This is a genomic window from Paraburkholderia sp. 40, assembly GCF_050434105.1.
GTDB classification, from domain to species: domain Bacteria; phylum Pseudomonadota; class Gammaproteobacteria; order Burkholderiales; family Burkholderiaceae; genus Paraburkholderia; species Paraburkholderia tuberum.
Map to the genome: position 1 here is coordinate 498,520 of NZ_JBNPVY010000004.1, position 25,829 is coordinate 524,348.

26 protein-coding genes and 1 tRNA gene are annotated in these 25,829 nt (G+C 65.7%); 11 read left to right on the forward strand and 16 right to left on the reverse strand.

What is annotated here, in order from left to right:
* Positions 1-148: 148 nt before the first annotated feature.
* The 5 genes from OKW28_RS23975 to OKW28_RS23995 are packed head-to-tail and all read right to left on the reverse strand — an operon-like array spanning position 149 to position 6,549.
* Positions 149-2,797 (reverse strand): glycosyl hydrolase 2 galactose-binding domain-containing protein, encoded by a 2,649-nt coding sequence (locus tag OKW28_RS23975; RefSeq protein ID WP_429449476.1) that lies wholly within the window; start codon positions 2,795-2,797, stop codon positions 149-151.
* A gap of 57 nt (positions 2,798-2,854) precedes the next feature.
* On the reverse strand, positions 2,855-3,928 hold the full coding sequence (locus tag OKW28_RS23980; protein ID WP_429449478.1) for a DUF1839 family protein: 1,074 nt from the start codon (positions 3,926-3,928) through the stop codon (positions 2,855-2,857).
* Positions 3,925-4,938 carry an amino acid--[acyl-carrier-protein] ligase gene (locus OKW28_RS23985; RefSeq protein WP_429449480.1) on the reverse strand — a complete coding sequence of 338 codons (1,014 nt, stop codon included), beginning with the start codon at positions 4,936-4,938 and terminating at the stop codon, positions 3,925-3,927. Before OKW28_RS23985 ends, OKW28_RS23980 begins: the two co-directional genes overlap by 4 nt.
* Positions 4,939-4,993: 55 nt before the next feature.
* Positions 4,994-6,301 carry an acyl-CoA dehydrogenase family protein gene (locus OKW28_RS23990; protein WP_429449481.1) on the reverse strand — a complete coding sequence of 436 codons (1,308 nt, stop codon included), beginning with the start codon at positions 6,299-6,301 and terminating at the stop codon, positions 4,994-4,996.
* The gene (locus OKW28_RS23995; protein WP_013089253.1) at positions 6,298-6,549 is read right to left on the reverse strand and encodes an acyl carrier protein; all 252 of its coding nucleotides are present in this window, start codon (positions 6,547-6,549) and stop codon (positions 6,298-6,300) included. The genes OKW28_RS23990 and OKW28_RS23995 overlap by 4 nt, the downstream gene beginning before the upstream one ends.
* 368 nt (positions 6,550-6,917) lie before the next feature.
* Between OKW28_RS23995 and OKW28_RS24000 the strand changes: the two genes are divergently transcribed.
* On the forward strand, positions 6,918-7,451 hold the full coding sequence (locus OKW28_RS24000; protein WP_429449483.1) for a GNAT family N-acetyltransferase: 534 nt from the start codon (positions 6,918-6,920) through the stop codon (positions 7,449-7,451).
* A gap of 98 nt (positions 7,452-7,549) precedes the next feature.
* Here OKW28_RS24000 and OKW28_RS24005 read toward each other — a convergent pair whose 3' ends face one another.
* A complete protein-coding gene (locus OKW28_RS24005) occupies positions 7,550-9,019 on the reverse strand; it encodes an oligosaccharide flippase family protein (RefSeq protein ID WP_429449486.1) in 1,470 nt (489 codons plus the stop codon).
* A gap of 472 nt (positions 9,020-9,491) precedes the next feature.
* On the opposite strand from OKW28_RS24005, the gene OKW28_RS24010 reads away from it, so the two are divergent.
* From OKW28_RS24010 to OKW28_RS24025, 4 genes are all read left to right on the forward strand, one after another.
* The gene (locus tag OKW28_RS24010; protein ID WP_429449488.1) at positions 9,492-11,354 is read left to right on the forward strand and encodes an alpha/beta fold hydrolase; all 1,863 of its coding nucleotides are present in this window, start codon (positions 9,492-9,494) and stop codon (positions 11,352-11,354) included.
* A gap of 37 nt (positions 11,355-11,391) precedes the next feature.
* Positions 11,392-11,805, forward strand: coding sequence for a flavin reductase family protein (locus tag OKW28_RS24015; protein WP_429454438.1), 414 nt, complete (start codon positions 11,392-11,394; stop codon positions 11,803-11,805).
* A 375-nt stretch (positions 11,806-12,180) separates the two neighbouring features.
* Positions 12,181-12,900, forward strand: a complete 720-nt coding sequence (locus tag OKW28_RS24020) for a FadR/GntR family transcriptional regulator (RefSeq protein WP_429449490.1) — start codon at positions 12,181-12,183, stop codon at positions 12,898-12,900.
* A gap of 183 nt (positions 12,901-13,083) precedes the next feature.
* Positions 13,084-14,130, forward strand: a complete 1,047-nt coding sequence (locus OKW28_RS24025; protein ID WP_429449492.1) for a Gfo/Idh/MocA family protein — start codon at positions 13,084-13,086, stop codon at positions 14,128-14,130.
* Positions 14,131-14,164: 34 nt separating this feature from the next.
* On the opposite strand, the gene OKW28_RS24030 is transcribed toward OKW28_RS24025, so the two are convergent.
* The 7 genes from OKW28_RS24030 to OKW28_RS24060 form a co-directional block, all read right to left on the reverse strand.
* Positions 14,165-14,824: an amino acid ABC transporter permease gene (locus tag OKW28_RS24030; RefSeq protein WP_027197491.1), complete on the reverse strand. Its 660-nt coding sequence runs from the start codon at positions 14,822-14,824 to the stop codon at positions 14,165-14,167.
* 185 nt (positions 14,825-15,009) lie between these two features.
* A complete protein-coding gene (locus tag OKW28_RS24035; RefSeq protein WP_429449494.1) occupies positions 15,010-15,804 on the reverse strand; it encodes a cystine ABC transporter substrate-binding protein in 795 nt (264 codons plus the stop codon).
* Between the two features lie 105 nt (positions 15,805-15,909).
* Positions 15,910-16,932, reverse strand: a complete 1,023-nt coding sequence (locus OKW28_RS24040; RefSeq protein WP_429449495.1) for a quinone-dependent dihydroorotate dehydrogenase — start codon at positions 16,930-16,932, stop codon at positions 15,910-15,912.
* Between the two features lie 126 nt (positions 16,933-17,058).
* On the reverse strand, positions 17,059-17,904 hold the full coding sequence (locus tag OKW28_RS24045) for an arginyltransferase (protein ID WP_429449497.1): 846 nt from the start codon (positions 17,902-17,904) through the stop codon (positions 17,059-17,061).
* A 101-nt stretch (positions 17,905-18,005) separates the two neighbouring features.
* Entirely contained in the window at positions 18,006-18,743 is a 738-nt protein-coding gene (gene aat, locus OKW28_RS24050; protein ID WP_429449498.1) for a leucyl/phenylalanyl-tRNA--protein transferase, read from the reverse strand.
* Positions 18,744-18,752: 9 nt separating this feature from the next.
* Complete coding sequence (locus OKW28_RS24055) at positions 18,753-19,298, reverse strand: NUDIX hydrolase (RefSeq protein ID WP_429449499.1); 546 nt, start codon at positions 19,296-19,298, stop codon at positions 18,753-18,755.
* Between the two features lie 358 nt (positions 19,299-19,656).
* Positions 19,657-19,733 (reverse strand) — tRNA-Met (locus OKW28_RS24060).
* Between the two features lie 223 nt (positions 19,734-19,956).
* Here OKW28_RS24060 and OKW28_RS24065 point away from each other — a divergent pair.
* Complete coding sequence (locus OKW28_RS24065) at positions 19,957-20,454, forward strand: heme-degrading domain-containing protein (RefSeq protein WP_184043993.1); 498 nt, start codon at positions 19,957-19,959, stop codon at positions 20,452-20,454.
* Positions 20,455-20,458: 4 nt separating this feature from the next.
* Positions 20,459-20,797, forward strand: coding sequence for a DMT family transporter (locus OKW28_RS24070; RefSeq protein WP_184068636.1), 339 nt, complete (start codon positions 20,459-20,461; stop codon positions 20,795-20,797).
* A 46-nt stretch (positions 20,798-20,843) separates the two neighbouring features.
* On the opposite strand, the gene OKW28_RS24075 is transcribed toward OKW28_RS24070, so the two are convergent.
* Both OKW28_RS24075 and OKW28_RS24080 read right to left on the reverse strand, forming a co-directional pair.
* On the reverse strand, positions 20,844-21,233 hold the full coding sequence (locus tag OKW28_RS24075; RefSeq protein ID WP_090805720.1) for a hypothetical protein: 390 nt from the start codon (positions 21,231-21,233) through the stop codon (positions 20,844-20,846).
* An 82-nt stretch (positions 21,234-21,315) separates the two neighbouring features.
* Positions 21,316-21,507: a hypothetical protein gene (locus tag OKW28_RS24080; RefSeq protein WP_187630069.1), complete on the reverse strand. Its 192-nt coding sequence runs from the start codon at positions 21,505-21,507 to the stop codon at positions 21,316-21,318.
* Positions 21,508-21,794: 287 nt separating this feature from the next.
* Here OKW28_RS24080 and OKW28_RS24085 point away from each other — a divergent pair, with 287 nt between their 5' ends.
* Together OKW28_RS24085 and OKW28_RS24090 are read left to right on the forward strand one after the other, a co-directional pair.
* Complete coding sequence (locus OKW28_RS24085) at positions 21,795-22,082, forward strand: hypothetical protein (protein WP_184068631.1); 288 nt, start codon at positions 21,795-21,797, stop codon at positions 22,080-22,082.
* 198 nt (positions 22,083-22,280) lie between these two features.
* Complete coding sequence (locus OKW28_RS24090; RefSeq protein WP_184029285.1) at positions 22,281-22,565, forward strand: DUF1488 domain-containing protein; 285 nt, start codon at positions 22,281-22,283, stop codon at positions 22,563-22,565.
* 98 nt (positions 22,566-22,663) lie between these two features.
* Here OKW28_RS24090 and OKW28_RS24095 read toward each other — a convergent pair whose 3' ends face one another.
* The gene (locus OKW28_RS24095; protein WP_429449501.1) at positions 22,664-23,638 is read right to left on the reverse strand and encodes an NAD-dependent epimerase/dehydratase family protein; all 975 of its coding nucleotides are present in this window, start codon (positions 23,636-23,638) and stop codon (positions 22,664-22,666) included.
* A 144-nt stretch (positions 23,639-23,782) separates the two neighbouring features.
* On the opposite strand from OKW28_RS24095, the gene OKW28_RS24100 reads away from it, so the two are divergent.
* Positions 23,783-24,631: a TetR/AcrR family transcriptional regulator gene (locus tag OKW28_RS24100; protein ID WP_429449502.1), complete on the forward strand. Its 849-nt coding sequence runs from the start codon at positions 23,783-23,785 to the stop codon at positions 24,629-24,631.
* Positions 24,632-24,677: 46 nt separating this feature from the next.
* A complete protein-coding gene (locus tag OKW28_RS24105) occupies positions 24,678-25,814 on the forward strand; it encodes an enoyl-CoA hydratase/isomerase family protein (protein ID WP_429449503.1) in 1,137 nt (378 codons plus the stop codon).
* Positions 25,815-25,829 lie beyond the last annotated feature (15 nt).

Below are 25,829 nucleotides of genomic sequence, written 5' to 3' on the forward strand. Positions count from 1 at the left end.
GGAGTGCGTGCGCTGTCGCACGTAAGGCCTTTCAGAGCAGGCAACAGTCGCGTTCTAGCCAACAGTGAGCGAGCCGGGCAGACAGTTCGAGACCTGCGAAGCGAGCTTTGGGGCGCTTCGCGTAAGTGCGACTAGTTCGGAATGACCACTAGCCGTAGAAGATGGCGGATAGCGCATTGATCGCGCGGACTTCCCCCTGGGGTGCCCCGCATGTTTCATCCACTTTAAAGGCCGCGTTTGATGCAGGAGCAACGAGTTCTTGCGGCGACGCCGCGAAGGCGGTCGGCAGCGGCGATTCGAGCGCATGCAGCGGCACGACACAGCGCCGGTTCGGCGCGAGATGGAACCAGTCGCGCGCCGCGCGATAACGGGGGTCAATGATATGAACGAAGCGCGCAAAGCGTTTCGTTTCGATCGCAAGCTGCCAGCCGCTGCCGTCGCCACGACGTTCGACCTCGACGGTCATACCGATGTCATCACGCGCGTGCACGCTACGCTCGGGCAGATGAAACGCTTCGGACACGATCTCGCCACTCGTGGCATCGTAGAGCGTTGCAATCGTGACATCGTGCGCGCGTGGGCCGAAGCGGTACGCATGCGTGAAATCGAAGAACTGGCCCAGATGCGCGGCCGCACTGATGCGTTGCAGGCTGCGCGGGGCAAGCGTCAGCGCGCGTCGCGCGGACGTGACCTTCACGCTGCCATCGCGCAGACAGACCAGTTCGAGTTCGCCGCAAAACGTTTGTGCGCGCTCGTTGATCAGATGAATATCGAGACCGTTCAGGCCTTCGTCGGTGAGCGTGATCTGCAACGGCTGCAGTGTCTGCGCGAAGCCGTGCAGCGCGCTTTTCGGCCGTCCCGTCGCGTCGATCACGCCCCAGCCCGCGCCCGCACGCAGATCCTGCAACTGCCACACGAGGCCGCCGCCGCACGACGAGCCCGCGCGCCGCCACTCGGCGAACACGTCGCCGATCAGCTCGGCAACCACCGCGCGCGACAGATCGAGATAACGCGCCGCATCTTCATAGCGCAAGCGCGCCGGCTCGACGCCGTAAAGCGCCTGCAAATAATGATCGCGCACGTCGTCGAAATCCCAGCCTGCGCCAGGATCGCGCGGCACGGCGGATTTCCAGCGCGGATCGTGCGTGTGGATCGTGCCGAGCGCGTCGTGCAGCGTCGCCTCGTCGGGGACGTTGGCGAATGCCAGGCATTCGGCCGCGAAGCGCACCTGCGCGCGGCGCACGTCGGCGAGCGGGCGCTGATACGCGCCGACGCCGTAATAGTGCGTGACGCCCTCGCTAGTCGAAAACGGCCACGCGCCGCCCGATGGCGAATTGCTGACATAGGGTACGTCGTCGCGATCGCGCGCGACGAGCGCGGGCAGCAGCTCGGTAAACAACGCTTGCGCGCGCTGCGCCGCGGGCAGTCCGAACATCGCCGCCTGCTGGTCGACCTCGCTGCCGCCGCACAGCACCGCGAGCGAGGCAAAGCGACGCGTGCGGCTCAGGAACTGGCTCGCTTCGCGCTCGATCAGCGCGCTGAACGCGGCATCGTTCGGGTAGTCGAAATTCGCCAGCGCGAAGTCCTGCCAGATCAGCAGGCCGTACTCGTCGGCGAGCGCATAAAACAGATCGGACTCATAGAGCATCGTGCCGCCGACGCGCAGCATGTTCATGCCAGCGGCGCGCGCGAGCTCGAACGTATGGCGCAATTGCGTTTCGGTGCCTGCTAGCGTGACGAGATCGGCGCTGGTCCAGCACGCGCCGCGACAGAATATGGGCACTTCGTTCACGCGCAAGCCGAAACCCGCAGCATCGGCGCCGCGGTCCACTTCGAGACGACGAAAGCCGATCGAGCCCAGAGACTGAGAGATCACGTTGCCGTCGACGAGCTGCAACGTCAGAGGATATAAAGTCGGCTCTCCATGCGTATGCGGCCACCAGCGTTTCGCGTGGGGCACGCGCACGTCGCCGGTGAGTGTATGTGCATCGTACCATTGCAAGGACGAAACATGGTCGCCGCAAGAAAGTGTCGCGCGGCAGGCCGCGACGTCGTGGGGGCGTACGAAACGTAAAGTCAACGAAACAACCCCATCCTCTTGCTCGAGCCGGCTGGTCAGATCAATCGTGTCGAATGCGTGCGGCGCGTCGTCGAGCATTTCGATCGGACGCCACGGGCCGACCGTCTGAATCGACGGACACCAGCCGGGCATATGGCCGAGCAGCGTGGTGCGCACGCTGCGAAGCGTCGGCGGCGACACGAGCCGCGGCCGCCAGCGCGCACGCGAGCGTTTGGCCGCCAACGCTGGCGTCAGTGAGCGAAAGCACAGCACGAGCGTCGCGCGGCCATCCAGTTCGATATCCAGATCATGGGCGATGAACATCGATGCGGAATCGAGCCGCTTCACATCGTCGAGCCACACTTGCGCGAGCGTCGCGAGTCCATGAAAACGCAAGCGGCGCCGCCCCGTACCGATCAGCGTGACGCGATACCAGTGATCGTCGAATGCGAGCGGTGGCGGGTGATCGACATCGAGCAGACCGGCGGCGAGCCGCGCGCTCGCGACGGTGCCGGGCACCTGCGCGGCGAGCCAGCCTTGCGCGGGCAGATCGGCCGGCGACTCATAGGCGTACGGCGGGGTGCTCAGACAGGCCCAGCCGGTGTCGAGCCGTTGCGGCCATAGCGAGGGCGCGGCGCGGGCAGTGCCCGCATCATGCGCTTGCGCGATCGCGCCGGCCGCGCGCGCACGGCCAGCATCGCTCTCGTCAGCGGGCGGATCGAGTGTCGATAGATCCACGGTCAATTCCCGGAAAAACCGCGCGGCACGAAGTGCGCGCAACAACGCATCACCGTATTAGCGCACCAGAGCGGCCAGCGGTGGCAGCGTTTTTTCATAAGCGCTTTCAAGCACGTCGAAGCAGTCTTCGCAGGTATCGCGACGGCCGCGCGCGATCGCGCGAATGAGCCGGAACTGCATCACCATCGACTCCGACGCGATGCGTTGCGCGGCGGCCGGTATCGTCGGCGGGATCTCGAAGCCTTGTGCGAACAGCCACTGCAGATACTTCGACAGGAACTCGAAGTTCGCGCCGAGTTGCCGCATCAGATTGAACGAGTACAGATGGAAGTACGCCTCGTCGCGCTCGAACAGCGTATCGAGATGCGCGGGAAACGCGGCACGCCATTGCGATATCGGATTGGTCAACGGACGCCGCTCCAGATGCGCGCACAGCAGTTCCGCCGACGCCTCCGCGAGCGCGGTGCCTTCGAGCGCGGGCCGCGCCTGCTTGGCGAACTCGACGTATGGAAACAGCAGATCGGGCTGCGCGGTGAAATGCGGCAGCTTGCGAAACACGCCGTCGTAGTCGTCGCCCTCGAGCCTGTGGTAGCCGGTGTTGTGGAAATAGCCGAGGCGGCGCGCGGCGGTGTCGACGAAGTCGATGCCGATCGTGGTCTTCGGATGCTCGCGGCGATACGAGGTCGCGCGCGTATCGGGGAGGTAGTAGCCGTCGACTTCGACGAGCACGGTGTGGCCGCGCAACGTCTGCGCGAGCACGCGTTCTTCGAGCGAGTCGTAGATCGCGAGCTCCTGCACCTGGGTGCCATACAGACGTTCGAGATCATCGAGCGGAAACTTGAAGAACGTGAACTGATCGCCTTCGAAATCCTGCGTGACCGTGAACGCGAGCGCCGCGCGCGGATCGAGCCCGAAGCCGTGCAGCAGCTCGATCCACAGATCGACATAGCAGTTGGTCTCCTGCCACACGCGTTCGCCCTGATGCAGCGCGTGCGCTACGTGCTCGCGCAACTGCGTGCCGGCACCGGGCACCGCGTGGGTCTGCTGATGCGTCGGCGGATCGCCTGCGCGTCGCGGCAACGACGAGTTGGCGAGCGCGCCGGCAAGCGCCGAAGTCGGCGATGGATTCATGCGCGCTCCGCGGCGACGGTCGCGGTTCGCGTAGATTGCGCCGCCTGCAGCGCATCCGCGACGCGGGTCTCGGTATCGCCCCACAGCAGCGCGCGCACGTCGTCGGGCCACGCGTCGACGTCGAGCCCATGATGACGGAACAGCGCGAGCGTGATGCGTTCCATGCCGAAGCCGACACAGCCCGTATGCGCGGTCACGCCGTCTTCGCAAGCGATCTTCCAGATCGCGCCGAAGTGGTCCATGTGATAGTTGAACGACAGGCAGGCCGTCTTGCCGCGCGGATCGGCGACCGCGATCAGCAACTCGAACTTGAGCGCCTGCGCGCGCTGACTATCGGCGACGATCTTGCCGCCGCGGCCGAAGAACGGATCGTTCGCGAGATCGACTTCGACCGGCAAGCCTAGCAGCTTCACAAGCAGCGAGCCGCGCTCGATCCACATCTGCCGGAACGCCATCACCTGCTCGGGGCTGCCGAGACGCACGTATTCCCGTTGACGGAACATCTGCATGCGGCCCGGATCGAGCGACGGCTCATGACGGAAGCAGTACGACAGCACGTCGACGGTGCGGCCGTCGGCGGGCAGCGCGCCGCGCCGCGCCATCACCGGATAGATCGGATAGCAGGCGGCCGGCGTCAGCACGACGCGCGTCGGTTTCTGTTGCGCGAGCCACGCGTCGCCGCGGTCGTCGTCGCTGTCGGCCATCGCATCGTCGAGCGCGCGCAGCAGACGGTGGTGGCCCATGTCGTCGCCGCAAAACGAATGGATGGTGCCCGCGAGATTCGGAAAGCTCTTCAGGTATTCGCTATCCTCGAAGTCGGTGCGGCGCATCACGGGCGGAAAACGCAATACTTCGGCTTGCTGATCTTTACCCAGCTGCGTAATCGCGAGGTTCAGTCGCTCGATCACGTCCTCGAAAACCTGGCTGCGGCCATAGAGTCCGTTTTCACCAGTATCGATCAGCAGGCCGGCGGCCAGCATCTCGTCGCGCAGCGTGAGCGAAGGCCCCACGTCCGTGGCGGCGGCGGCCGCGGCGATAGCGGCGGTATCGGTCCATCAGCTTCATTCAGGGTCTCCCCGGCGCGGCAGGACGTTGTGCGAGCAGCAGACTCGCGGTGTTCTGCGCGATACGGTCGTTATTGATCATCAAGGGCGCCGAGTGCAGGTCGCGCAGATGGCGGCCGACGCTATAGGGCGTGCCGTTCTTGTAGCCCGCCATGCCGCAGATCATCAGCACTTCCTGTACGACCTGCAGCGCGGTGGTCGAAATGCTGGTCTTCAGCGTGTTCATGTCCGACGCGAAACCGAGCATCGCCGCGAGCGGGGCGTCCGCCTGGGTCGCGCCCTCGCGTGCCTGATGCGCGGCGCGCGCGGCCTCCAGCGCGACCGATAGACGCGCCTGCATCATCTGCAGTAGCCCGACCGCTTCGGCGAGCCGCAGGCCCGCCGGCGGCATCGTGCCGGGCTTCGCGCGCGCCTGCGCGCGGAAGAACGCTTTCGCGCGATTGACCGCGTCGACGGCGATGCCGGTCCATACCGACGCCCACAGCGTGTGCGACACGGGCAGCATGGTCTGATCGGCGATGTCGGCGAACGGCGCCGCGAGGATCTGTTCGGCCAGTCCCGTCGCGACGAGCCGGAAGCCCTCGCTGCAGGTGCCGCGCATGCCCATCGCGTCCCAGCCGCCGCGCCGCTCGAGCTGCGTATCGGCGCGCAGCGCGACGATCAGCACCTGGTCGGACGCGGCCGCGTCGGCGGTGCGCCGCGCGGTCACGAGGATGCCGTCGGCGTGCGCGCCGTACGAGATCGTCGGTGCGAGCTTTTCGATCCGAAAACGCGCGCCATCGAGCTCCACCGAGCACGCGCTCGTGCGCATGTTGCCGCCGATCGTCTCTTCCGACGTCGCCGACGCGAGCAGCCATTGCTGCTCGGCCAGTTGTGCAAGCAGGCTCGCTTGCCAGGCGGAGGCGCCGCAATGAGAGTCGATGCACGCGATCTGGATCTGATGCATCGCGTAGATCATCGCGGTCGATGCGCAGCCCTGCGCGAGCGTTTCGCAGATCGCACCGATATCGGCAAGCGACAGGCCCGCGCCGCCGAAAGCGGTCGGCACCATCGCCGACAGCAAACGCTCGGTCTTGAGCGCGTCGAACGCCTCGACCGGAAAGCGCGCCTCGCGGTCCACGGCGTCCGCGTACTGCGAGGCGATCGCCGCGCAACGATGCGCTGCAGCACGCCATTCGGGACCGGTATCGAGCGCGCTCAGCGCCCCGGTGGCAGCGCCCTGGCCATCGCCGATCCGTGTGTCAGTAGTCGAGTTCGAGGCCGCCCCGCAGGCCGCTGCGGCGGCCTGACCCAGCAGCGGCGCACTCATGCTGCCGCCTTGGCCTGCTGCAACTCCGTCATCGCGGCGGCCATCGAGTCGATGCTCGAGAACAGGCGGCGCGTCAGCATACGGTCAGGAATTTCGACGTTGAATTCGTCTTCCATGGCAAGCATCAGATGCACGGTCGCGAGCGATGAGAGTCCGGCAGCATAGAGGTCGGCATCGTCGGCGAGGCTTTCCACCGGGACATCCAGGCGTGCGGATTCAGAAAGGATGCGTCTCAATGCAGTTTTCATGCAGTGCTCCCCTTATGGTCGAAGGTCTGCCGATGGGTGCCGGGGTCGAATGACGTCGGCACCTGATTTTCGTGTGTAAGTTCGTGCGGTGCGAAGACCGCGGCGTGCGTTCGCGATGGTGCAGTGCGGTGTTGCAGGCGGGCCTACGTGAAGCCATCCGCGATACCGGGCGCACGTGGCAAGGCTGCGCTACGTTGGCTCGTATTTAAGAATCCTCAACCCCGAGCGTCAGTGCGATGGCGCACGGAAGCACATCTTTCGCGCACGTTACCGTGTAGTCGATGATGAGGGACCGTCATGGATCGGCCTGCCGTCGCGCACGGCAGGCATTGCCGGACCCGCCGAAAATTTTGACAGCCGGGGGCGTGATGAACTGGAAAACGCTGGAGTTCGATCAGCTATCTGCACGTGAGTTGTATGTCGTGCTGCGTGCGCGCAGTGCGGTATTCGTCGTCGAGCAGTCGCATGTGTGCCTCGACGCGGACGGTCGCGACGAGCAGGCCTTGCATGTGTTCGCGGTCGAAGACATGGCGCGGCCGATGCCGGTGCTCGCCTATGCGCGGGTGCAGCCCGGCGATTCCGAAGATCCGGAAGTGACGGTCGACAAGGTGCTGACGAGTCCGCTGCGGCGCGGCGACGGCACCGCCGAGATGCTGATCGAGCGTGTGCTCGAAGCGGTGGCCCAACGCTGGCCGGGCCGCGCCACGCGCGTGAGCGCACCGCTTGGCTTGCGCGGGTTCTACGAGCAGTTCGGCTTTCGCAAGACGGAGGGACCGTACCTCGAACACGGTATGCCGTTCATCGGTCTCACGCGTCAGGTGCGCGGCGCTCAGGCGCGCTTCGGTCTGAGGCGCCGCGAGCGCGACGGCGCATCGTTCGTCAATACGTTCGAACTGTTGTGATGGCGCGTCGGCTGGGTACGTGTTTTCAGCCTTGGCATCCAGGTCCACCGACCGTGAACAAGCGGTGGACCGGCGTCATTGATTGCGCGCGCCGGGACTCAGCCTTGTGCCCGTCCGGACGACGGTGCGCAACGCAGCCAGAGTCTGTAAAGCGCGTCGCGCAACTCGCTCGACCCGCGCAGCGACATGCCGAAGTTCGCCGCGCTCAACGCGAGCGCGACGACGATCGCCAACAGCAACGCGCTGATCGAATCCGCGAGCGCGAGCGCGACGAGCAGAAACGCGAGATGCGCGAGCATGTTGCGCACGATCGTCCTTGCATGCAGCCGTGAGAACGCGAGCAACACCGAGTAATCGAGCAGCACCTTCAGCACGACGACGACCGCCGCGCCCATGATGCCGAACCAGTGGATACCGCACCATAACGCGCCGGTAAAGAACGGCAACTGAAGCCAGCTGACGCTCGCCACTGCCACGGGATGGGTCTGCGCCTGCAACAGGCTGCCGAGGATGCTCGACTGGCCGCTCAGCCACACGCCGAGGATCAGCACACTCGCGACCGGCGCCGCGGCGGCGAGCTGCGGTCCGAGCCACAGCAGCAAAAACGGCTTCAGGGCGAACAGCGCGATGATCACACATGGCGTAAATGCTCCATTGAGAAACGCGAGCGCGTTGTGCGCGAGCGCATCCGCATCCTCGCGCGACGCCGCCGACAGTCGCGGAAACAGGGTGCGCACCATCGCGAGCGGCAGCAGGTTCAATCGATTGATCAGGTTTTGCGGCGTCGCGTAGTAAGTGACGAAGCGCGCGCCGAGCAGTCCGCCGATGAACACGCGGTCGAGCGTCGACGCGATCATGTTGGCGCCGGAAAACATCAGCAGCCAGCGGCCGTTGCGGAACAGCCCGATCATCAAGCGCCATTGCGGCATCCGCATACGGCGAATGCCGAGCGCGCGAATGGCGGCCACCCCCAGCATCAGCCCGCCGACGAAACGCGCGATCACGGCGGCAGGAATCGCGATCGCGAGTGACGGCGAAAAGCAGAGGACCGCCGCGATCGGCAGCAACTGGAACAGCGCGGTGCCGAGCGTCTGGTTGATGTTGTAGCTCGTGAAGCACTCGACGCCGGTAATCGCGCCCGCGAACACCCAGGTCACGTTCGCGATCGGCACAGCGACCGCGATCCATGGCAGGCTCGCCATCACTTCATGCTGGAACGTCGGCTCGATTTTTACGCCGTAGGTGATGTAGACGATGGCTCCGGCATAAATCAGCGCGCCGCCGATGATGCCGGTACCGAGATTCATGAACCACGCACTCCAGAAGATCGGTTCGATCGAACCGTAGCTGGCCGCGCGAGCCTTGGCGATCTGGTTTTCGGTCGCCAGACTGGTGCCCAGATCGAGGACGCTGAAGTAGCCGATCAGCGCCCACACCAGATTGATCACCCCGTAACGCTCGGCGCCCAGCAGATGAATGTAGGTGGGCACGGTCACGAGGGAAACGAAGGTCGGCGCGACGGCGCCGGCAAAGTTGATGAAGATGTTCCTGACGATGCTTCGTTCCATGTTCCATTGCCGGGCCGGTGAGAAGGGCCGCGCGGACGCACGCGGCGGCATCAACGCTTCGCAGGTCTTGCATCTTGCCCCCGGGCGCCGCGTGACTGTGTGGGTGGCCGTACAGATAGCCGCGATCGGGAGGGGGTTAAATGGCAATGGTCATAGGGTAGCGCGGTCGTTGGCCACGAGACGGCCGCGCGCACCGCATTGCGGAGCATGCCCGGGCGCGCCCGCGCCGTCTCCATCACGTATTGCGCGGCACGCTGCACGCAGCCGCCGGCATCGACTACAGCGCATGAGCGACGCGATCCGCCGCGCGTCGGTCTACGCGCGGGGCATGCTGCACTGCACAGCACGCTCCTCGACACCCACGCCAGCGCGGCGCGATTCGGAGCCCAAACCAATGTGGCGCGACGCACATATGCGCGAGAGCACCTTTGTTGTAATCACTTGAAAGGGAAGAAATCGTAAGGAGCGGACTGTGAGACCCATCGTCTTCGACGGCAAATTCGGCTGGTTGCATCCAGCCAACGGCCCGGATGGCGTTGTGATGTGTTCCCCGTTTGGCTACGACACGCTGTGCACGTATCGCGGCATGCGCCGGCTCGCCGAGCGCCTCGCCGCGCGCGGCATGCCGGTGCTGCGCTTCGACTACCCGGCGACCGGCGATTCAGCCGGCGATCCGACCGACGCCGGCCTGTGGCGCGCATGGATCGACAGCGTCAAGCAGGCGGTCGCGCAGCTGCGCGAGGCGACCGGCGTCGAGCGTGTCAGCGTGTGTGGTCTGCGTCTCGGCGGCATGCTGGCCGCGCTTGCCGCGCAGGAACTTGGCGATGTGCACGGTCTCGTGCTGATGTCGCCGGTGCTGTCGGGCAAGACTTACCAGCGCGAATTGCGCGCGCATTACCGGCAGTGGTTGAACGATCCGGCCGCGATGGATTGCGTGGTCGAGCCCGATACCGACGAGTTCGTCGAAGCGTATGGCTTCCGCATGTATCGCGACACGCTGCAAAGCCTGCTCGCGGCGGATCTGTATCGCGCGACGAGCCGGCCGGCTGCGCGCGTGCTGCTGCTCGATTCACTGAACCCGGCGCGCGCCGGTGCGCTCGCCGCGCATTACAGCGAACATGGCGTCGAGCTCGAGCGTCACCCGTTCGACGAATACAGCCGCTTCATGATGGAACCGCTCGAAAGCGAAATACCGCACGCCGCGTTCGAGACCATCGAGAACTGGCTGCTGGCGGGGAGCGCGCAAACGGCCCGGACGCTGACGCGCGTGCCCGAGCGAGGCGAAGAGCCGGCGGGCGGCCACTATGTCGCGCCGAGGCTGCACGAGACGCCGGTGTGGCTGAACGACGGCAAGGTGTTCGGCATCTACTGCCGGCCCGACGGCGCCGCGGCGGCGCGCGCCCCGGCGGTGCTGCTGCTTAATACCGGCGCGGTGTCGCGGATCGGCAATGGGCGTTTCGGCGTACATTTCGCGCGGCGTCTCGCACGCCAGGGGATCGCGTCGCTGCGCATCGACGTCGGTGGTGTCGGCGACAGCATGCCGTCGTGCGACACGTTGAGCCTCGACGCGCTGTACTCTCAGTCGAGTGCCGGCGACGCCGCGTGCGCATCGCGCTGGCTTGCCGCGCGCGGTCATGCTGGCGCGCTGCTGCTCGGCATCTGCTCGGGCGCCTACACCGGCCTGCATGCGGCGACGCGCGAAGCGGCGGTGGTGGGCGCGGTGATCGTCAACGTGCAGAAGTTCAGATGGCATAACGTCTGCGACGAACACGGCAAGCCGATGATCCCGGTGTCCGCGTTCGGCTCGACGCGCAACTACATGCGCTCGATGAAGCAGCCGGGCAAATGGCTGCGTGTGCTCAAGGGCGAGACGGGCGGCTGGGGCCTCGTGCGCGAGCTGGTGGTACGCCAGCTCGCGCGGACCGGCGAAACGCTGGCCGACCGGATCGAGCAACTGTGTGGCCTCGAACTCGGCGCGCGTGACGAGCGGCATCTGTTCGCGAACCTCGAAGCACGGGGCGTCGACACGCACCTGGTGTTCGGTGTGCTGGACGAAGGCGTCGAGGAGCTCGAGCGCTACTTCGGCGTGCGCGGCACGCGGCTCGCGCGCTTCACGCGCATTCACGTGGCCTTCTGCAAGCACACCGATCACGCGATCCTGTCGTCGGTGGCGCAGGAAAACATCATGTCCTACGTCGAGAACGTCTATCGCGGCGGCGTCACGAAGCTGCGTCAGCCCGACAGCGCGGCGCTCGACGGCGAGCTGCACAGGCAGCAGCCGGAGCACGATGAACATTGCGCCGCGGGGGCGTTGCGTCCGTTCGGAGAAGCGTAGGGAGCACGCGCGGACAGACAGGGCCGCCCAGGCCGCACTGTGTGTCGCGCGCATACCCGGGTCCCTGAAGCCGCCGCTGATCGTCGTGTCGGTCGGGCATCGTGCGCGCATGCATGCACGGCTGATGGACGCCGAGCTGTTCGGCGTCAGCGTGCTGTCGGAGGCGCAGGAGCCGCACAGCCGGCATTTCGCGGGCGAGGCGCAGAGCCGCTTCGCGCCGTCTTGCGCGCCCTGCTTCGCGGCGGTCGACGGCCTCGCCGGCGTCGTGCTGCTCGAGCATGCGGCCGCGCGCTTCGCCGCGCGCGTGGTGGACCGCCATCCGTGCGGTGACCATACGCTGTTCGTCGGCGAGATGCTGGTGTTCTCGCTCGACGAGCACGCGCCGCTGCTGTTCTTCAGCGGCCGCTATGCGTCGGTCGCGGCGAGCGCGTCGAACGAAGACTCGGCGTGATGCGGCGTCCGCACGCCGCGGACCCGGCTGCGCCGCTTGCGCTTCGCACAACATCCTTGTTTGCCGGAACACGCAGGCGTCCGACCGCGTCCGTGCAAATCAGACAATTTCATCACGCCAACGTGCGAATGCGCACAATTCAAACCCCACAACGCAGGCACGCTTTGACGGGCGAGCTTTGTGCCTGGCGAAACAGATGGCGTTACACGAACGAAACAAATCTTCAGAGGGATAACCCTGTCAGGAAGTGTCCCAACTGGCGCATCCGTTTCGAAGCTTGCAACGTATCGAAAAATGATCCTACTTGCATAACAGATACGTACGGGCCCTTCATCAACAGGCCACGCGGGGTCAACACCGCTTCGGGGATATGTCATGGAACACGCAAACAAGGATCGCTCGTTGGTGAGCAAAGTCATGGACGGGCTCGTCAGCGGCATCGTCGAGGAGAAATACGGCGCGATTCTGCCGCCGCAGGATGTGCTGTCGAAGGAATTCGATGTGAGTCGCACCGTGATGCGCGAGGCGCTATCGATGCTGCTCGCGCGCGACATGCTCGACGTGCGGCCGAAGATCGGCACGCGCATCCGGCCGATGAGCGACTGGCGCATGATCGACGAGGACGTCGTCAATTGGCGTTTCCGCGCGAAGCCCGATCCGATGTTTCTGCGTGACGTGATCGAGTTTCGCATCCTGATCGAACCGCGCGCGTCGGCGCAGGCGGCCGCGCGCGGCAGTGCCGCGGACGTCGCGGCGATTCGCGAGGCGTTCGAGGCGTTTCGCATGATCCGTCCGGGCGAGGCCGGCTATCAGGAAGCCGACGAGCTGTTCCATACGCGCATCGTGATCGCGAGCGGCAACCAGTTTTTTAAGCAGATGGCGGCGATCGTTCGCGGCGCACTGTCGACCCTCAATCCGATCGTGCACGACCGGGAAGGGCTGTGGGAGAGTGCGATCGCGTCGCATCAGCGCGTCATCGAGGCGATCGAGCGGCGCGATCCGAAGGAGGCCGAGATCGCTGCGCTCGCGATGATCGATTACGCGGCCGAGGAGATCGGCGGGCGGTTTTCATCGGAGCCGCCAGCGCGGGTTTGAGCGTGATTGCGAGCGCGGGCTGAGCGTATCTGTGAACGTCCGGCGGGAGCGGCGGGGTGGGGTGTCGAAGGTCGGTGCGCGGCAGTGATGCCGCATGGTTCGATTGGCCGGGTTCGCCGCGTTCGCAAGCGACATCGGTGACAATAGCGGCTGTTCCGAACCGCATGGACCTTTGCGCACACGATGACAGATACGACAGCGGCACCGCACGCAGCCAGCACCCAACCGACCGATCGGGCAGCGCAGGACACCACTTCATCGCGCGAGATCCGCTGGGGGATCGTCGGCACCGGCCGGATTGCGCGCCGCTTCGCGCAAGGGCTCGCGTTCGTGCCGCGGACGCGGCTCGCGGCGCTGTGGTCGCGTCGCGTGGAACCGGCCCAGGCGTTCGCCGATGAATTCGGCGGCGCCGTCTGCGACAGTTTCGACACTCTGCTCGCGAGCGGCATCGACGCGCTCTATATCGCGACGCTGCAGGACAGTCACGCCGACTATGCGATCGCCGCGTTGCAAGCCGGGCTGCACGTGCTGTGCGAGAAACCCGCGTGTATCAATCGTCCGCAGCTCGAGCGCGTGCTCGACACCGCGCGCGCTTCGCAACGGCTCTTCATGGAAGCGATGAAGCCGCCGTTCTATCCGCTCTACAGAAGGTTGCGCGCGCGCCTCGCGGCCGAGCCGATCGGCGAGGTCGGGCTCGTGCGCGCGGGCTGCTCGGTGCCGGGCGTGCCGGCCGATCATCCGTCGCTGTCAGTCGAGCATGCGGGCGGCGCGCTGCTCGATATTGGCATCTACGAGATGTTTCTCGCGGTCGACTGGCTCGGCGCGCCACGCGACGTGCAGACCTTCGGCCGGCTTGGCGCGACCGGCGTCGATACGTTCGCGAGTCTGAACAGCCAGCACGAGCGCGGTGGCATCGCGCAACTATTCTGCGGGCTCGATCTGCATGGCAAGGGCGATGCGCTGCTGATGGCCCAAGGCGGTCACGTGACGCTGCACGAGCCGTGGTGGAACCCGTCGCGCGCGACGATCCGTTACGCGGATGGCCGCGTCGTCGAACTCGACGAACCGTTCGAAGGCGGCGGCTTGAACTACGAGACCGCGCACTTTTGCGAGCTGATTCGCGCGGGTGTGATGGAGAGTCCGCTGATGCCGCACGACACGTCCCGACACATGATCGCGATGGCCGACGCGGCGCGCGCGGCGTTGGGGCTCAAGTTCGCTGGGGAATGAGCCGCTGGGGGCAAAGAAAAGGAGCGGGCGGCGCTCAGTGCCGCGTCGGCAGCGACAGCCGCCGCTCATACCAGCGCTGCGCCCACTCGAGCACCTGACACAGCACCCAGTACACGGCCGCGGCCGCAAGATAAAGCGGCAGCGGCTGGTAGGTCGACGCGATGATTTCCTGCGCGCTGCGCAGCAACTCGGTCACCGTGATGACGGACACGAGCGAGGTGTCCTTGATCAGGCTGATCAGGCTGTTCGACAGACTCGGCACCGCGATGCGCAGCGCCTGCGGCGCGATCACGTAGCGCAGCGTCTGACGCCGCGACAGCCCGAGGCTGTACGAGGCGAGCCACTGGCCCTGGTGGATGCCCAGAATCGCGCCGCGCATGCTCTCGGACAGATACGCGGCGACGTTCGCCGACAACGCGATCACGCCAGCCGGCGTCGGATCGAGCGAAATGCCGAAGCTCGGCAGACCGTAATAAATCACGAAGATCTGCACGAGCAGCGGCGTGCCGCGCATCACGCTCACGTAGACGCGCGCGATCCAGTTCAGCGGACGGCTGTGGCTGATGCCCATCAGCGCGAGCACGGCGCCTCCGATCAGGCCGAAGATCATCGACAGGATCGCGAATTTGATCGTCAGCAGCGCGCCTTGTGCGAGCACCGGCAGCGATTGGAGCAGCAGGGATGTGATGGACATGGGCAGTGTTCTTATTGACGCACAAAGCGCACATCATAAACTTTGGCGCGCGTTCAGGCGCGGGCCGCGCGATGCGGCTTGGCGTATACGCGACGCGCGGTTCGGCTCCCGCAGCTCGCGTGGGCCGCAAAAGCGCGAAGGGCGGCATCGTAATCGATGCCGCCCTTCGTTCGACTGCACGCGTGTTACTTGATCGGCTTGCTGACGTCGATGCCGAACCACTTGTCCGAGATCTTCGTGAAGGTGCCGTCCGCTTCGAGCTGGGTCATCGCGTCGTCGATCGCCTGCGCGAACTTCGGGTTGCCCTTTCTGAACGGAATGCCCGACGGGTTGCCCGGGCCGACGTTCGCACCGGTGCGCAGCGGCAGGTTCGAGTTCTTCAGCAGGTACGCGAGCATCAGACGGTCGTTCAACGCCGCGTCGAGCCGGCCGGCGGCCAGATCACGCAGGTATTCGGGTGCGCCCGGGTAAGTCTTCACGTCGATGCCCGGCACTGCCTTCGCCATGTCCATGTAGTTCGTGCCGAGACCGACGCCGAGCTTCTTGCCCTTCAGGTCTTCGAGCGAGGTGAACTGGCGCGTGTCGTTCTTGCGCTGGATCAGTTGCGCCGCCGAGTACGTGTACGCCGGCGAGAAGTCGAGCGTCTGCTTGCGCGCGTCGGTGATGCCGACCTGGTTGACGATTACATCGAACTTGCCCGCCTGCAGACCGGCGATGATGCCGCTCCACTCGGTCGTGACGAACTCGGGCTTCACGCCGAGCCTGGCCGCGACCGCCTTGGCGATGTCGACGTCATAGCCGACCAGCTCGCCCGACGGCGCTTTCGAGTTGAACGGCGGGAAGGTGCCTTCGAGACCGACGCGCAGCGTGCCGCGCTGCTTGACCTGGTCGAGCAGGTCTTCCGCGTGCGCGGTAACGGCGGTCAGCGACGCGCCGATCAGCGCGGTGGCGAGGAGCTTCTTCAGCAAGCCGAATTTCATCGTGTTCCTTGTACGTCTGATGTTTTGACGGTCGAGAGCATAGCAAACGAGCCTATCGCAACCTAAATACCGTTTGTTTATGTCTATATGCGGCGGCGCGGATGCCTAGCGCAGCGCCTGCGCGCATTCGGCGATGAGCGTCGGACCGCGGTAGATGAAACCAGTATAAAGCTGCACCAGCGACGCGCCGGCCGCGAGCTTCGCGCGCGCATCGTTGCCCGAGAAAATGCCCCCGACGCCGATGATCGGCACGGCCTCGCCGACTTCGGCGCGCAGCTTGCGGATCACCTCGTTCGACGCGTCGAACACCGGCTTGCCCGACAGGCCGCCGGCTTCGTCAGCATGCTGCATGCCGGCGACGGCGGTGCGCGACAGCGTAGTGTTGGTCGCGATGACGCCTTCGAATTTGTGGCGCAGCAAGGTGTCGGCGATCGACTTGACCTGCTCGTCGTCGAGGTCGGGCGCGATCTTCAGTGCGAGCGGCACGAGCTTGCCGTGCATGTCGGCGAGTCTTTGCTGCTTGTCCTTCAGCGCGGCGAGCAGCGCGTCGAGTTCGTCGGCGCCCTGCAGCTGGCGCAGGTTCTTCGTATTCGGCGACGAGATGTTGACCGTCACGTAGCTCGCGAACGGGTACACGCGCTCGAGGCAGTACAGATAGTCTTCAGCGGCGCGCTCGATCGGCGTGTCGGCGTTCTTGCCGATGTTAAGACCGAGGATGCCGCGATAGCGCGCGGCCTGGACATTCTTCACGAACTGGTCGACGCCGGCGTTGTTGAAGCCCATCCGGTTGATCACCGCGTTCGCCTGCGGCAGCCGGAACATGCGCGGACGCGGATTGCCCGGCTGCGCGCGCGGCGTCACGGTGCCCACTTCGATGAAGCCGAAGCCGAGCGCCGCCAGACCGTCGATGCACGCGCCGTCTTTGTCGAGGCCCGCCGCGAGTCCGACCGCGTTTCGGAACGTCAGGCCCATCAGGGTGCGCGGCGAATCCGGCACGCGCGCCGCGAGCGCGCCGGCGAGGCCGGTGCGACCAGCGGCGCCGAGCATGCGCAAAGTCAGATGGTGAGCGTCTTCCGCGTCCATGCGAAAGAGTTGGGCGCGAACGAGCGGATAAAGGGAGCTGAGCACGGGATGAAGCCGGACGGCCGGGAAATGGGAACCCGCTATTTTACCGGCTTTGGGCTTTGATGAGACTGGTGGGGCGTTGCCGGCGACGAGCAGGACCCGGCAGCGACTCGACGGACGGCGCCTCGACTACGGCCTGAGCGGCCCGCGTCGTCCATGCATCGCGAAATCGACCGGCGGCAGGTCGATGCTGGCCGGATCGAGCACGCGCCACGCGCCGTCGATCAAGCCTTCGAGCGGCCGGAAATTCGCCTTGTACGCCATTTTCGGGCTTTCGCGAATCCAGTAGCCGAGATACACGTACGGCAGGTTCAGGCTGCGCGCCTGCTCGATCTGCCAGAAGATGTTGTAGGTGCCGAAGCTCGCGTGCGGCAGGCTCGGCTCGAAGAACGTGTACACGGACGACAACCCGTCGCCGAGGATATCGATCATGCTGATCATGCGCAGCGCGCCCCGCGCGTCAGGTCGCCCGTCAGGTCGCCCATCGGGCCGCAGCGGCGCTGGCTCACGAAACTCGACGAGCCGCGAGTTGATCCGGCTTTGCAGCAGGAACTGCTCGTACTGATCGCGGCTGTCGCGATCCATGCCGCCGCCCGCGTGGCGCGCCGACTGGTAGCGCATATACAGCGCGTAATGCTCCTCGTCGTAGTGCAGCGGCGCGACGGTCGCGATCAGGTCGCCGTGCTTTCGCCATACACGCCGCTGCGTGCGGTTCGGCTGAAAACGCTCGACCGGCACGCGCACCGGCACGCACGCGCGGCAGCCGTCGCAATACGGGCGATACGTGAACACGCCCGAGCGCCGGAAGCCTGCCTTGACGAGGTCGGTGTAGACGTCCGAATTGATCAGGTGACTGGGTGTGGCGACCTGCGAGCGCGCAATGCGGCCGTCCAGGTAACTGCAGGGATAGGGCGCCGTTGCATAAAATTGCAGCGCGGAAAGCGGAGAAAGAGGCAGCTCGTTGGGGTGAGTCACGTTGGCAGCTCTCGAAGCGTCTCTGGTAATGCAAACCCGGCACGCCCGGCGGTTGATGCCGCTATTCGATGGGCGGCGGACCGGATTCGGCCTGATTTTTCCTACGCCGCCCGCGCGAGGACGTCGAGCAGGGCGGTCTTGTCGAAGCGCCACGGGATGGCCGGTGCGCCGACAGACGCGCGAACATGCGCGACAAACGCCTTGCGCGCTATCTCGCGGCCGCCGAGCGACGCCAGATGCGACGTGTTCTGCTGGCAGTCTATCATTTCTATTTCGTGACGTCGCAAGTGGCCGACCAGCGCGGCCAGCGCCATTTTCGAGCCGTCGGTGACGTCGGTGTACATCGATTCGCCGAAGAACATCCGCCCGAGCGACACGCCATACAATCCCGCTACACGCTTGCCCTCGAGCCAGGTTTCGATGCTGTGCGCGTCGCCCAGGCGGTGCAGCGACGAATAGGCTTCGACGACGTCGGCGGTGATCCACGTGCCGCGCTGACCGTGGCGCGGCGCCTGCGCGCAGGCGCGCATCACGGCGGCGAAATCGTCATCGACGCGGATTTCCCACGCGTCGTCGCGCAACACGCGCTTGAGCGTCTTGCGCAGCGATGGCGACACCTTGAACTCGGCGGGGCGCAGGATCATGCGCGGATCGGGGCTCCACCACAACACCGGCTGGCCGTCCGAATACCACGGGAAGATGCCGCGCCGATACGCGTCGATGAGGCGCGACGGCAGCAGATCGCCGCTTGCCGCCAGCAGACCGGGCGCGCCGCTCGCGGCACCGAGCGCGCGCTCGACGGGCGGAAACGGGTCGTCAGCTCCGAGCCAGGGAACCATGCGCGCCGCTCAGCCTTCGCGCAGGGAGCGGAAGATGTCGCCGGTATGCAGGCCGAAACTGCCGGCCGCGCGGTCGGCGAAAAAAAAGCGCAGCGTCTGGCCGACGGTCGGAAACGCGATCTCGTCCCACGGAATCTCGTGCTCCTCGAACAGCTTCACTTCGAGGCTTTCCTCGCCGGCGACGACGTCGAGATCGAGCAGCCGCGCCATGTAGAACAGATGCACCTGATGCACGTGCGGCACATTCAGCAGCGAAAACAGGTTTTGCACCTCAACGCGGGCGCCGGCTTCCTCGAGCGTTTCGCGCGAGGCGGCTTCGGCCGTCGTTTCCCCCATTTCCATGAAGCCGGCGGGCAGTGTCCAGTAACCGTAGCGCGGCTCGATCGCGCGACGGCACAGCAGCACCTTTTCGTCCCACACGGGAACGGTGCCGACCACGTTACGCGGATTCTGATAATGCACGGTGCCGCAACTGCCGCATACGAAGCGCTCGCGATTGTCGCCCGGCGGAATGCTCAGACTGACGCCGTGGCCGCAGACAGAACAGAATTTCATTGGAAAGGGGACGAGAAAGGGTGATAGGAGTTTATCACCGGGGCGGGGGATTACTGAGGCGCCGACAGGGGCTGCGCGAGACGATGTCCAAGGCGGCGAGCGCCGTCGCGTCTGACATTGATTGACAGTCGATTTTTGGATGCGCTGATAGCATCGGTCCTGATGGTTGCGATGGAGGCCACCGCGTGCACCGGAGTCATTTTCTCTCTTGTACTTTGCCTCGTAGCTTGGCGCGTCATTCGGTTGACGCGCTTTTTTTCGCCTGAGGGTGGGGCGGTCAAGGGGATCGCCGGACCAAGGCCACAAAAACAAAAAAGGGTTACACGCCAATGCGTTGTAACCCTTCAATGATTTCGGTTGGTTGCGGGGGTAGGATTTGAACCTACGACCTTCGGGTTATGAGCCCGACGAGCTGCCAGACTGCTCCACCCCGCGTCCGTCGAAGAAAAGATTATAGACCAGCCAGACGGCCAGCGCAATAGCCATGTAAGAATTGGCTTCATTGCGCTTCGCTCCGCCCGCGCGACGTCGCCTATCGGAAAGGCTCTGGAAAGCCGTGCGCGGACGCTGCGCTAGAATTCAGATTCTCCACGCGGCTCGCCGGATCTTCACGACGGCGGCCCCTTTGACTCTGATGCCCCGACCCGTTCTGAACCCCATGGATATCGCTCACGACCTGCAGGTCATCGCCATTCAGGAAAAGACCCTCGTGTTTCCCCGCTTCGATGCCGACCGCGCGTGGCAAGTCGGCGCGTATCTGCACGAAGTCGCGAAAGCGCGCGGCATTGCCGCTGCGATCGACGTGCGCACGTTCGGCCAGCCGCTGTTCTTCAGCCTGCTCGACGGCGCGACGCCCGACAACGTCGACTGGGCGCGCCGCAAGGGCAACACCGTCGCGCAATTTCGCCGTAGCTCGTACGCGATCGGTCTGAAAATGCAGCTCGCGGGCGCGACGCTCGCCGACAAGCACGGACTGCCGGCCACCGAGTACGCATCACACGGCGGCGCGTTTCCGCTGGCGGTGGAAGGGGCGGGCGTGATCGGTTCGATCACGGTGTCCGGTCTGCCGCAGCGCGCCGATCATGAACTCGTGGTCGAAGCGCTGTGCGCGCATCTCGGTCACGACTACGGCAAGCTCGCGCTCGCGAAAAACTGACGCGATGCGCGTACCCCCGTATGCGCTGCTCGCGATCGCGATCGTCGCCGAAGTGATCGCGACTTCCGCGATGCGGGCCTCGGACGGCTTTTCACGGCTGCTGCCGTCGATGGTCGTCGTGCTCGGCTACGGCATCGCGTTCTATTGCCTGTCGTTGACGCTCCGAAGCATTCCAGTCGGCATCGTCTACGCGATCTGGTCCGGCGCGGGCATCGTGCTGATCACGCTGGTCGCGCTAGTGCTGTACCGGCAGGTACCCGACGTGCCGGCGATCATCGGGCTGGGATTGATCGTCGCTGGCGTCGCGGTGTTGAATCTCTTCTCGAAGATGCAGGCGCATTGAGCGCCCGCGCCAGCCGCCGCGATTGCCGCCAGGCACGTAAATCGGCTTACTTGCAGCGCACGATCATCGAGCGGCCCTTCACGTTCGCCGACGCCACGTTCGTGACGCTGCCGCCGGCGGTGCCGCCTTCGTCGTTATCCTTCGACACGATGTCGTAGCCGGTCGCGCCGCAGGCCTTACCCGCTTGCACGTAGCACGAGGCCCAACTCGAGCCGGCGTCGGCGCCGCTGCAGTTGACCGCGAAGCCGGTCTGGCCGTTCGGCAGATTGATCAGCGTGGTCGTGTTCGACGACGCGCAGCCGCCCAGTCCCGCGGCGAGCAGCAGCGCGGCGGGCAAGGCGGCCGACAGCGACGCGCGACGCACGAGGGCAAGCGCGGCGCTGGATCGGAGGCGGTGGAATCGGCCGGCGCGTCGCGGTTGCGTCGTGAATTGCATCGTGTTGTGTCCTTTCATTCAGATAGAGGGGGTCTGCCGGGCCGGGTCGACCGCTGTGGAGCGCGAGGGCGTGCGCCATGGCTCAGGTCGTTTCGACGGTGATGCCCGCCGCGTTGAGGAGCCGCCGGGCTTCCGCGCCTTCTTCAGTGGCTGCGTCTTCCCAGATGCCGATCGCTTTCGGGATGTCGATGCCGTGACTTTCGGCGTACTCGAACCAGCGGTTCGCCGCATCCGGCTCGGGCAGTTCATGATCCTGCAGAAAATATTTTCCCATATTGCGCTCGCTGGCCTCGAAATGGCGTCGTAACAGGTACCGTGCGACAGCATGGAGCATGCCGATATGGACCGTTCGACCAGCGCGCACGGCTGAAGTGCGGCGCGGCTTTTGGTGCGGCGCGGGGGCGCGTCTCGCGAGCAGAACTTATCGCGCGGCAACGCGCCTTATCGTTATGGGACGGGCCGCCCGCACACACCCAGTGCAGCGGCGCGCCGCATGCTGAAGCATCAGGGCGGCGCCGTTGCGACTGGCGCCAGCTCTGCAACCGCAACAGGAGAACGAAGATGGCTGAACGGGTCAGTGGCCCTTATCGCGGCTATTACATCAGCGCCGCCGCGCGCCTCGTGCCAGGGGGCAGCACGTCGGGCACGTCGGGCGACGCGCACACCAAAGCGGACGGTACTTACGTCGGCACGGTCAGCCTCGCCGAGCTCGGCCCGGACGATCCGCACCGGATGGAAACGCTGCTCGAGCTCGGCGACCGGCAACGCTTCGACAGTGAAGAAGAGGCGCTCGCGTTCGTCGAACGGGCGGCCCGCGAGTATGTCGACCGATTGCTGGATGGGCCGTGAGCGTGTCGGCGATTTCCGTGCAAAGGGCCCGCCGATGGGCTCGCCAAGGCAGCGCGCGATGCCCTGAATCAGGCCCCCGCGCGCGCTGGACCGTGATCCGGCGGCGCGAGTACCATAGCGGGACTTGCGAGGATCGGCGGCGCGCAGCGGCCTTCCGCGCAAGCTACGTTCCCGCCGCCAACTTCTGACGAGGCGACCATGAAAATCCGTTTTCCCGAAGACGCGCCTGCTTACCGCGACTCCAACCTGACCGTCGTGTTTTCCGCGCTGGTGGACGGTGAGCCGGTGCCGTGCGCGATCTCGGTGGAAGCGCTCGAGGATCATTTCGGCGCTTACAGCGAGGACCTCGACGGCTGGCTGCGCGCGTTCGATGCGGGCCGGCCGCGCATCGAGGCCGTTGCGCGTGAGCATCTGCAGATCAGTAACGGCACACCCGTGCTGCTCAAGAGTGGCCACTTTCCGCCGGGGCAGATGGCAGGCTAAGCGGACCTGCCGACGGACCATCGGCGCCAGAGGCCGGGTGCAGGTCCATCTCTGCGGGTTTCATTTCACCTACGCATCGCATCGCCAACGCCTTGCCGCTAAATCATGTCGCGTGCCGACACTACCTCGCGCGCCGCTTCGAAGCACCGCCTGATCCCTTCCTGATACGACGTCTTCGTTAGCGGCCCGATCAACGTCGCCAGCGCCGAATCGTCGAGCACGACCGGCTCGGTCATCAGATAGTTCATCTCGACCAACTCGCGCATCAGCCGATTGAATAGCCCGAGCACGCGCAGCATGCCCTTGCCGGCCACCATCAGCTTCGGCCCGGAACCCGCGAGCGCGTAGGCCTCGCGAGCCACCTCGCGCTGCGTGATCGTGCCGGCGCCCCCGAGATGCCACCAGCGGCCGTAGGCCTCGGGCGTGCGCGTGAGTCGTTCGACCACGGGACCGACATCCGGCAGATAGATGAATTCGTGCGGTACGTCGACGGGACCGAGCACCTGCGCGCGCTTGCCGGTAGCGGCGCCAACGAAGACACCGTGCAACAGGCTGCGCTCGACCCCCGGTCCGTAGAAATCGGGCAGTCGCAATACCAGCGTTTCGAGACCTTTCTGGCCATGCGCGGCCAGCACGAGCTTTTCCTGTTCAAGCCGCATGCGGCCCTTGAACGTGTGCGGCTCGCGCGGATGATCTTCTCGGACCGGGTTGCCGCGTGCGCGGCCATACGGATACACGGTGCCGATCAGAATGAAGCGCTCGACACCGGCGGCCGTCACGCCAGCCAGCGTTTTCTCCATCAACGGCGGGTGCTGCGCGAACTGGTCGTAGGGCACGCCGACGAGGTAGATCACGGTCTGCAGACCGGCGGCCGCGGCGCGGATCGAGGCGGGGTCGTCGGGGTTCCAGGTGACGATCTCCGCGTGCGGGTCGTCACCGAAAGTCCGTTGCAATACCTCGCGCGAGCGGCCGACCACCCGGTAATCGCGGCCCGCCGCGCCAAGCGCCGTCGCGATGCTTTGACCCGCAGCGCCCGCTGCACCGAATAAACCGACCTTTCCCGTGGTTTGCATGACGACTCCCTCAGATGGCGGCGCGACATCGTCGCGCGCTCATGGCTGCTCGATTTGACAGATGAAAATTTACTGAACATTGTTCAGTAAACGATGTTCAGTTTAAATTGACTTTTCAGTTTGTCAATCTGAAAATTGCGAGTCATGGGAATCGCCGAACGAAAAAACCGCCAGAAGCAGGCACTGCGCGAACGCATCCTCGATGCCGCGCGGCGCATCGTCGTGCGCGAGGGCTTTGCCGCGCTGTCGATGCGCAAGATCGCTGACGCGATCGAATATTCGCCCGCCACGTTGTATCTGCATTTCGCGAGTCGCGACGACATCGCGCGGGCCTTGTGCGCCGAAGGCTACGCGCAGTTGCTCGCGACCTTCGTGCCACTCGTGCAGATCGCGGATCCCGCCGAACGGCTGAAGGCGCTCGGGCGCGCGTACGTGGCGTTTGGCGTCGAGCATCCTGAAACGTACCGGCTGATTTTCATGGAGGACCCGAGCTATACCGGCGCGGCGCTCAGCGGCGGGGTTGGCACTGGCAAACACGACGGCAACACGGGCGACACAAGCGCGAACGCCGGGACCGGTGGTTCGACCGCCTCCCTGGGCGACGCCGCCGGCGGCGTTGCCGACGACGACCCCGACGAGGCCGCGCTGCACATCATGATCGACGCGCTCGACGAGTTGCGAGCAGCGGGGCGTCTGTCGGCGTCGGTCGCATCGATGGAGCCGGCCATCTGGGCCGAGGCGTTGTGGGCGAGTCTGCATGGCATCGTCGCGCTGAATCTCACGTGCCCGGTGTTTCCGAGCGCGCCGCTCGAGACGCTCGTCGCCGTGACGCTCGACGCATGGCTCGGTGTGCCGCAGGCCGTGGCGGCGGGCGCATCGAACAGCGCCGCAGTCTGCGGCAAGAAAACCCTCGCGCGGCGCCACGCCAAGTCGGCCGGCTCCACGGACCCGGCCCCCGAGCTCCCCACCAAACGCAAAGCGGCAGGCCCGTGATAACGTTCAGTTCCACCTCACGCCGCGCCGCCGCGCCCAGTTCTCCATGTCCACGTCCGCCTCGCCCGCCACTAGCGACGAAATCGCGACCCACGTAGCCAACCGCATCGGTCTCATCGAACTGGAGCGGCCGAAAGCGCTGAACGCGCTGTCGACCGGCATGATCCGCGCGATCCACGCGGCGCTCGACCAGTGGCGCGAGGACCCCGAGGTGCTGGCCGTCGTCGTGCGCAGCCGGCACGAGCGCGCGTTCTGCGCGGGCGGCGACATCCGCTTCATGCACGAAGCGGCGCAAACCGGCGACCAGGAGGCGCGCGATACGTTCTTCAGCGAGGAATACCGGCTCAATCACGCGATCTTCGTGTATCCGAAGCCGTATATCGCGTTGATGAACGGCATCGTGATGGGCGGCGGCATGGGCATTTCGCAGGGCGCACATCGCACCGGCGGCCTGCGCGTCGTCGCGCAATCGACGAAGATGGCGATGCCCGAAACCCGTATCGGCCTCTTTCCGGATGTCGGCGCGAGCTGGTTTCTCGCGCGCACGCCCGGCGCGATCGGCCGCTATCTGGCGGTGACCGGCGAGACGATCGGCGCGGCCGACGCGCTGTACGCGGGCCTCGCCGATGCCTACATCGACGACGCGGCGTTGCCCGCGCTCGTCGATACGTTGGGCCGCGAACCGTTCGAGCGCGGTGCTGATGCGGTTGCGTGCGTCGAGCGCGAGACGCTCGCGTATCAGGTCGCGCCGCGGCCCGAGGAGAGCGCGCTCGCAAAGGCGCGGACGTTGATCGACCGGCATTTCGCGCTGCCCGACGTCGCGCGGATACTCAAGTCGCTCGAACAGGAACGCGAGCGCGGTGGCGACGCGGCGGAGTGGGCCGAGCAGACGATCGCGGTGCTGCGCGAGCGCTCGCCGCTGTCGATGGCGGTCTCGCTCGAAGTGGTCACGCGCGCGGAAGGGTCGATGGCCGACGTGCTGCGCACTGATCTCGATCTGACGCGCTCGAGCTTTCTGCGCGGCGATACGGTGGAAGGCATTCGCGCACGCATCATCGATAAGGACAACGCGCCGCGCTGGCGTTTCGCGCGCATCGAGGACGTCAACCGGGCCGATGTGGAGCAGATGTTCGACAGCCCGTGGCCGGCGAACGAACACCCGCTGGGCGCTCTGCGCGGGTGAACGCGCGGCCTCGCG

Coding starts and splice junctions, on each gene's coding strand:
- OKW28_RS23980 (WP_429449478.1), bottom strand. CDS start 3,928: ATGAATCCATCGCCGACTTCGGCGCTTGCCGGCGCGCTCGCCAACTCG.
- OKW28_RS23990 (WP_429449481.1), bottom strand. CDS start 6,301: ATGAGTGCGCCGCTGCTGGGTCAGGCCGCCGCAGCGGCCTGCGGGGCG.
- OKW28_RS23995 (WP_013089253.1), bottom strand. CDS start 6,549: ATGAAAACTGCATTGAGACGCATCCTTTCTGAATCCGCACGCCTGGAT.
- OKW28_RS24000 (WP_429449483.1), top strand. CDS start 6,918: ATGAACTGGAAAACGCTGGAGTTCGATCAGCTATCTGCACGTGAGTTG.
- OKW28_RS24005 (WP_429449486.1), bottom strand. CDS start 9,019: ATGGAACGAAGCATCGTCAGGAACATCTTCATCAACTTTGCCGGCGCC.
- OKW28_RS24020 (WP_429449490.1), top strand. CDS start 12,181: ATGGAACACGCAAACAAGGATCGCTCGTTGGTGAGCAAAGTCATGGAC.
- OKW28_RS24025 (WP_429449492.1), top strand. CDS start 13,084: ATGACAGATACGACAGCGGCACCGCACGCAGCCAGCACCCAACCGACC.
- OKW28_RS24030 (WP_027197491.1), bottom strand. CDS start 14,824: ATGTCCATCACATCCCTGCTGCTCCAATCGCTGCCGGTGCTCGCACAA.
- OKW28_RS24035 (WP_429449494.1), bottom strand. CDS start 15,804: ATGAAATTCGGCTTGCTGAAGAAGCTCCTCGCCACCGCGCTGATCGGC.
- aat (WP_429449498.1), bottom strand. CDS start 18,743: ATGGTTCCCTGGCTCGGAGCTGACGACCCGTTTCCGCCCGTCGAGCGC.
- OKW28_RS24055 (WP_429449499.1), bottom strand. CDS start 19,298: ATGAAATTCTGTTCTGTCTGCGGCCACGGCGTCAGTCTGAGCATTCCG.
- OKW28_RS24065 (WP_184043993.1), top strand. CDS start 19,957: ATGGATATCGCTCACGACCTGCAGGTCATCGCCATTCAGGAAAAGACC.
- OKW28_RS24070 (WP_184068636.1), top strand. CDS start 20,459: ATGCGCGTACCCCCGTATGCGCTGCTCGCGATCGCGATCGTCGCCGAA.
- OKW28_RS24075 (WP_090805720.1), bottom strand. CDS start 21,233: ATGCAATTCACGACGCAACCGCGACGCGCCGGCCGATTCCACCGCCTC.
- OKW28_RS24080 (WP_187630069.1), bottom strand. CDS start 21,507: ATGGGAAAATATTTTCTGCAGGATCATGAACTGCCCGAGCCGGATGCG.
- OKW28_RS24085 (WP_184068631.1), top strand. CDS start 21,795: ATGGCTGAACGGGTCAGTGGCCCTTATCGCGGCTATTACATCAGCGCC.
- OKW28_RS24090 (WP_184029285.1), top strand. CDS start 22,281: ATGAAAATCCGTTTTCCCGAAGACGCGCCTGCTTACCGCGACTCCAAC.
- OKW28_RS24095 (WP_429449501.1), bottom strand. CDS start 23,638: ATGCAAACCACGGGAAAGGTCGGTTTATTCGGTGCAGCGGGCGCTGCG.
- OKW28_RS24100 (WP_429449502.1), top strand. CDS start 23,783: ATGGGAATCGCCGAACGAAAAAACCGCCAGAAGCAGGCACTGCGCGAA.
- OKW28_RS24105 (WP_429449503.1), top strand. CDS start 24,678: ATGTCCACGTCCGCCTCGCCCGCCACTAGCGACGAAATCGCGACCCAC.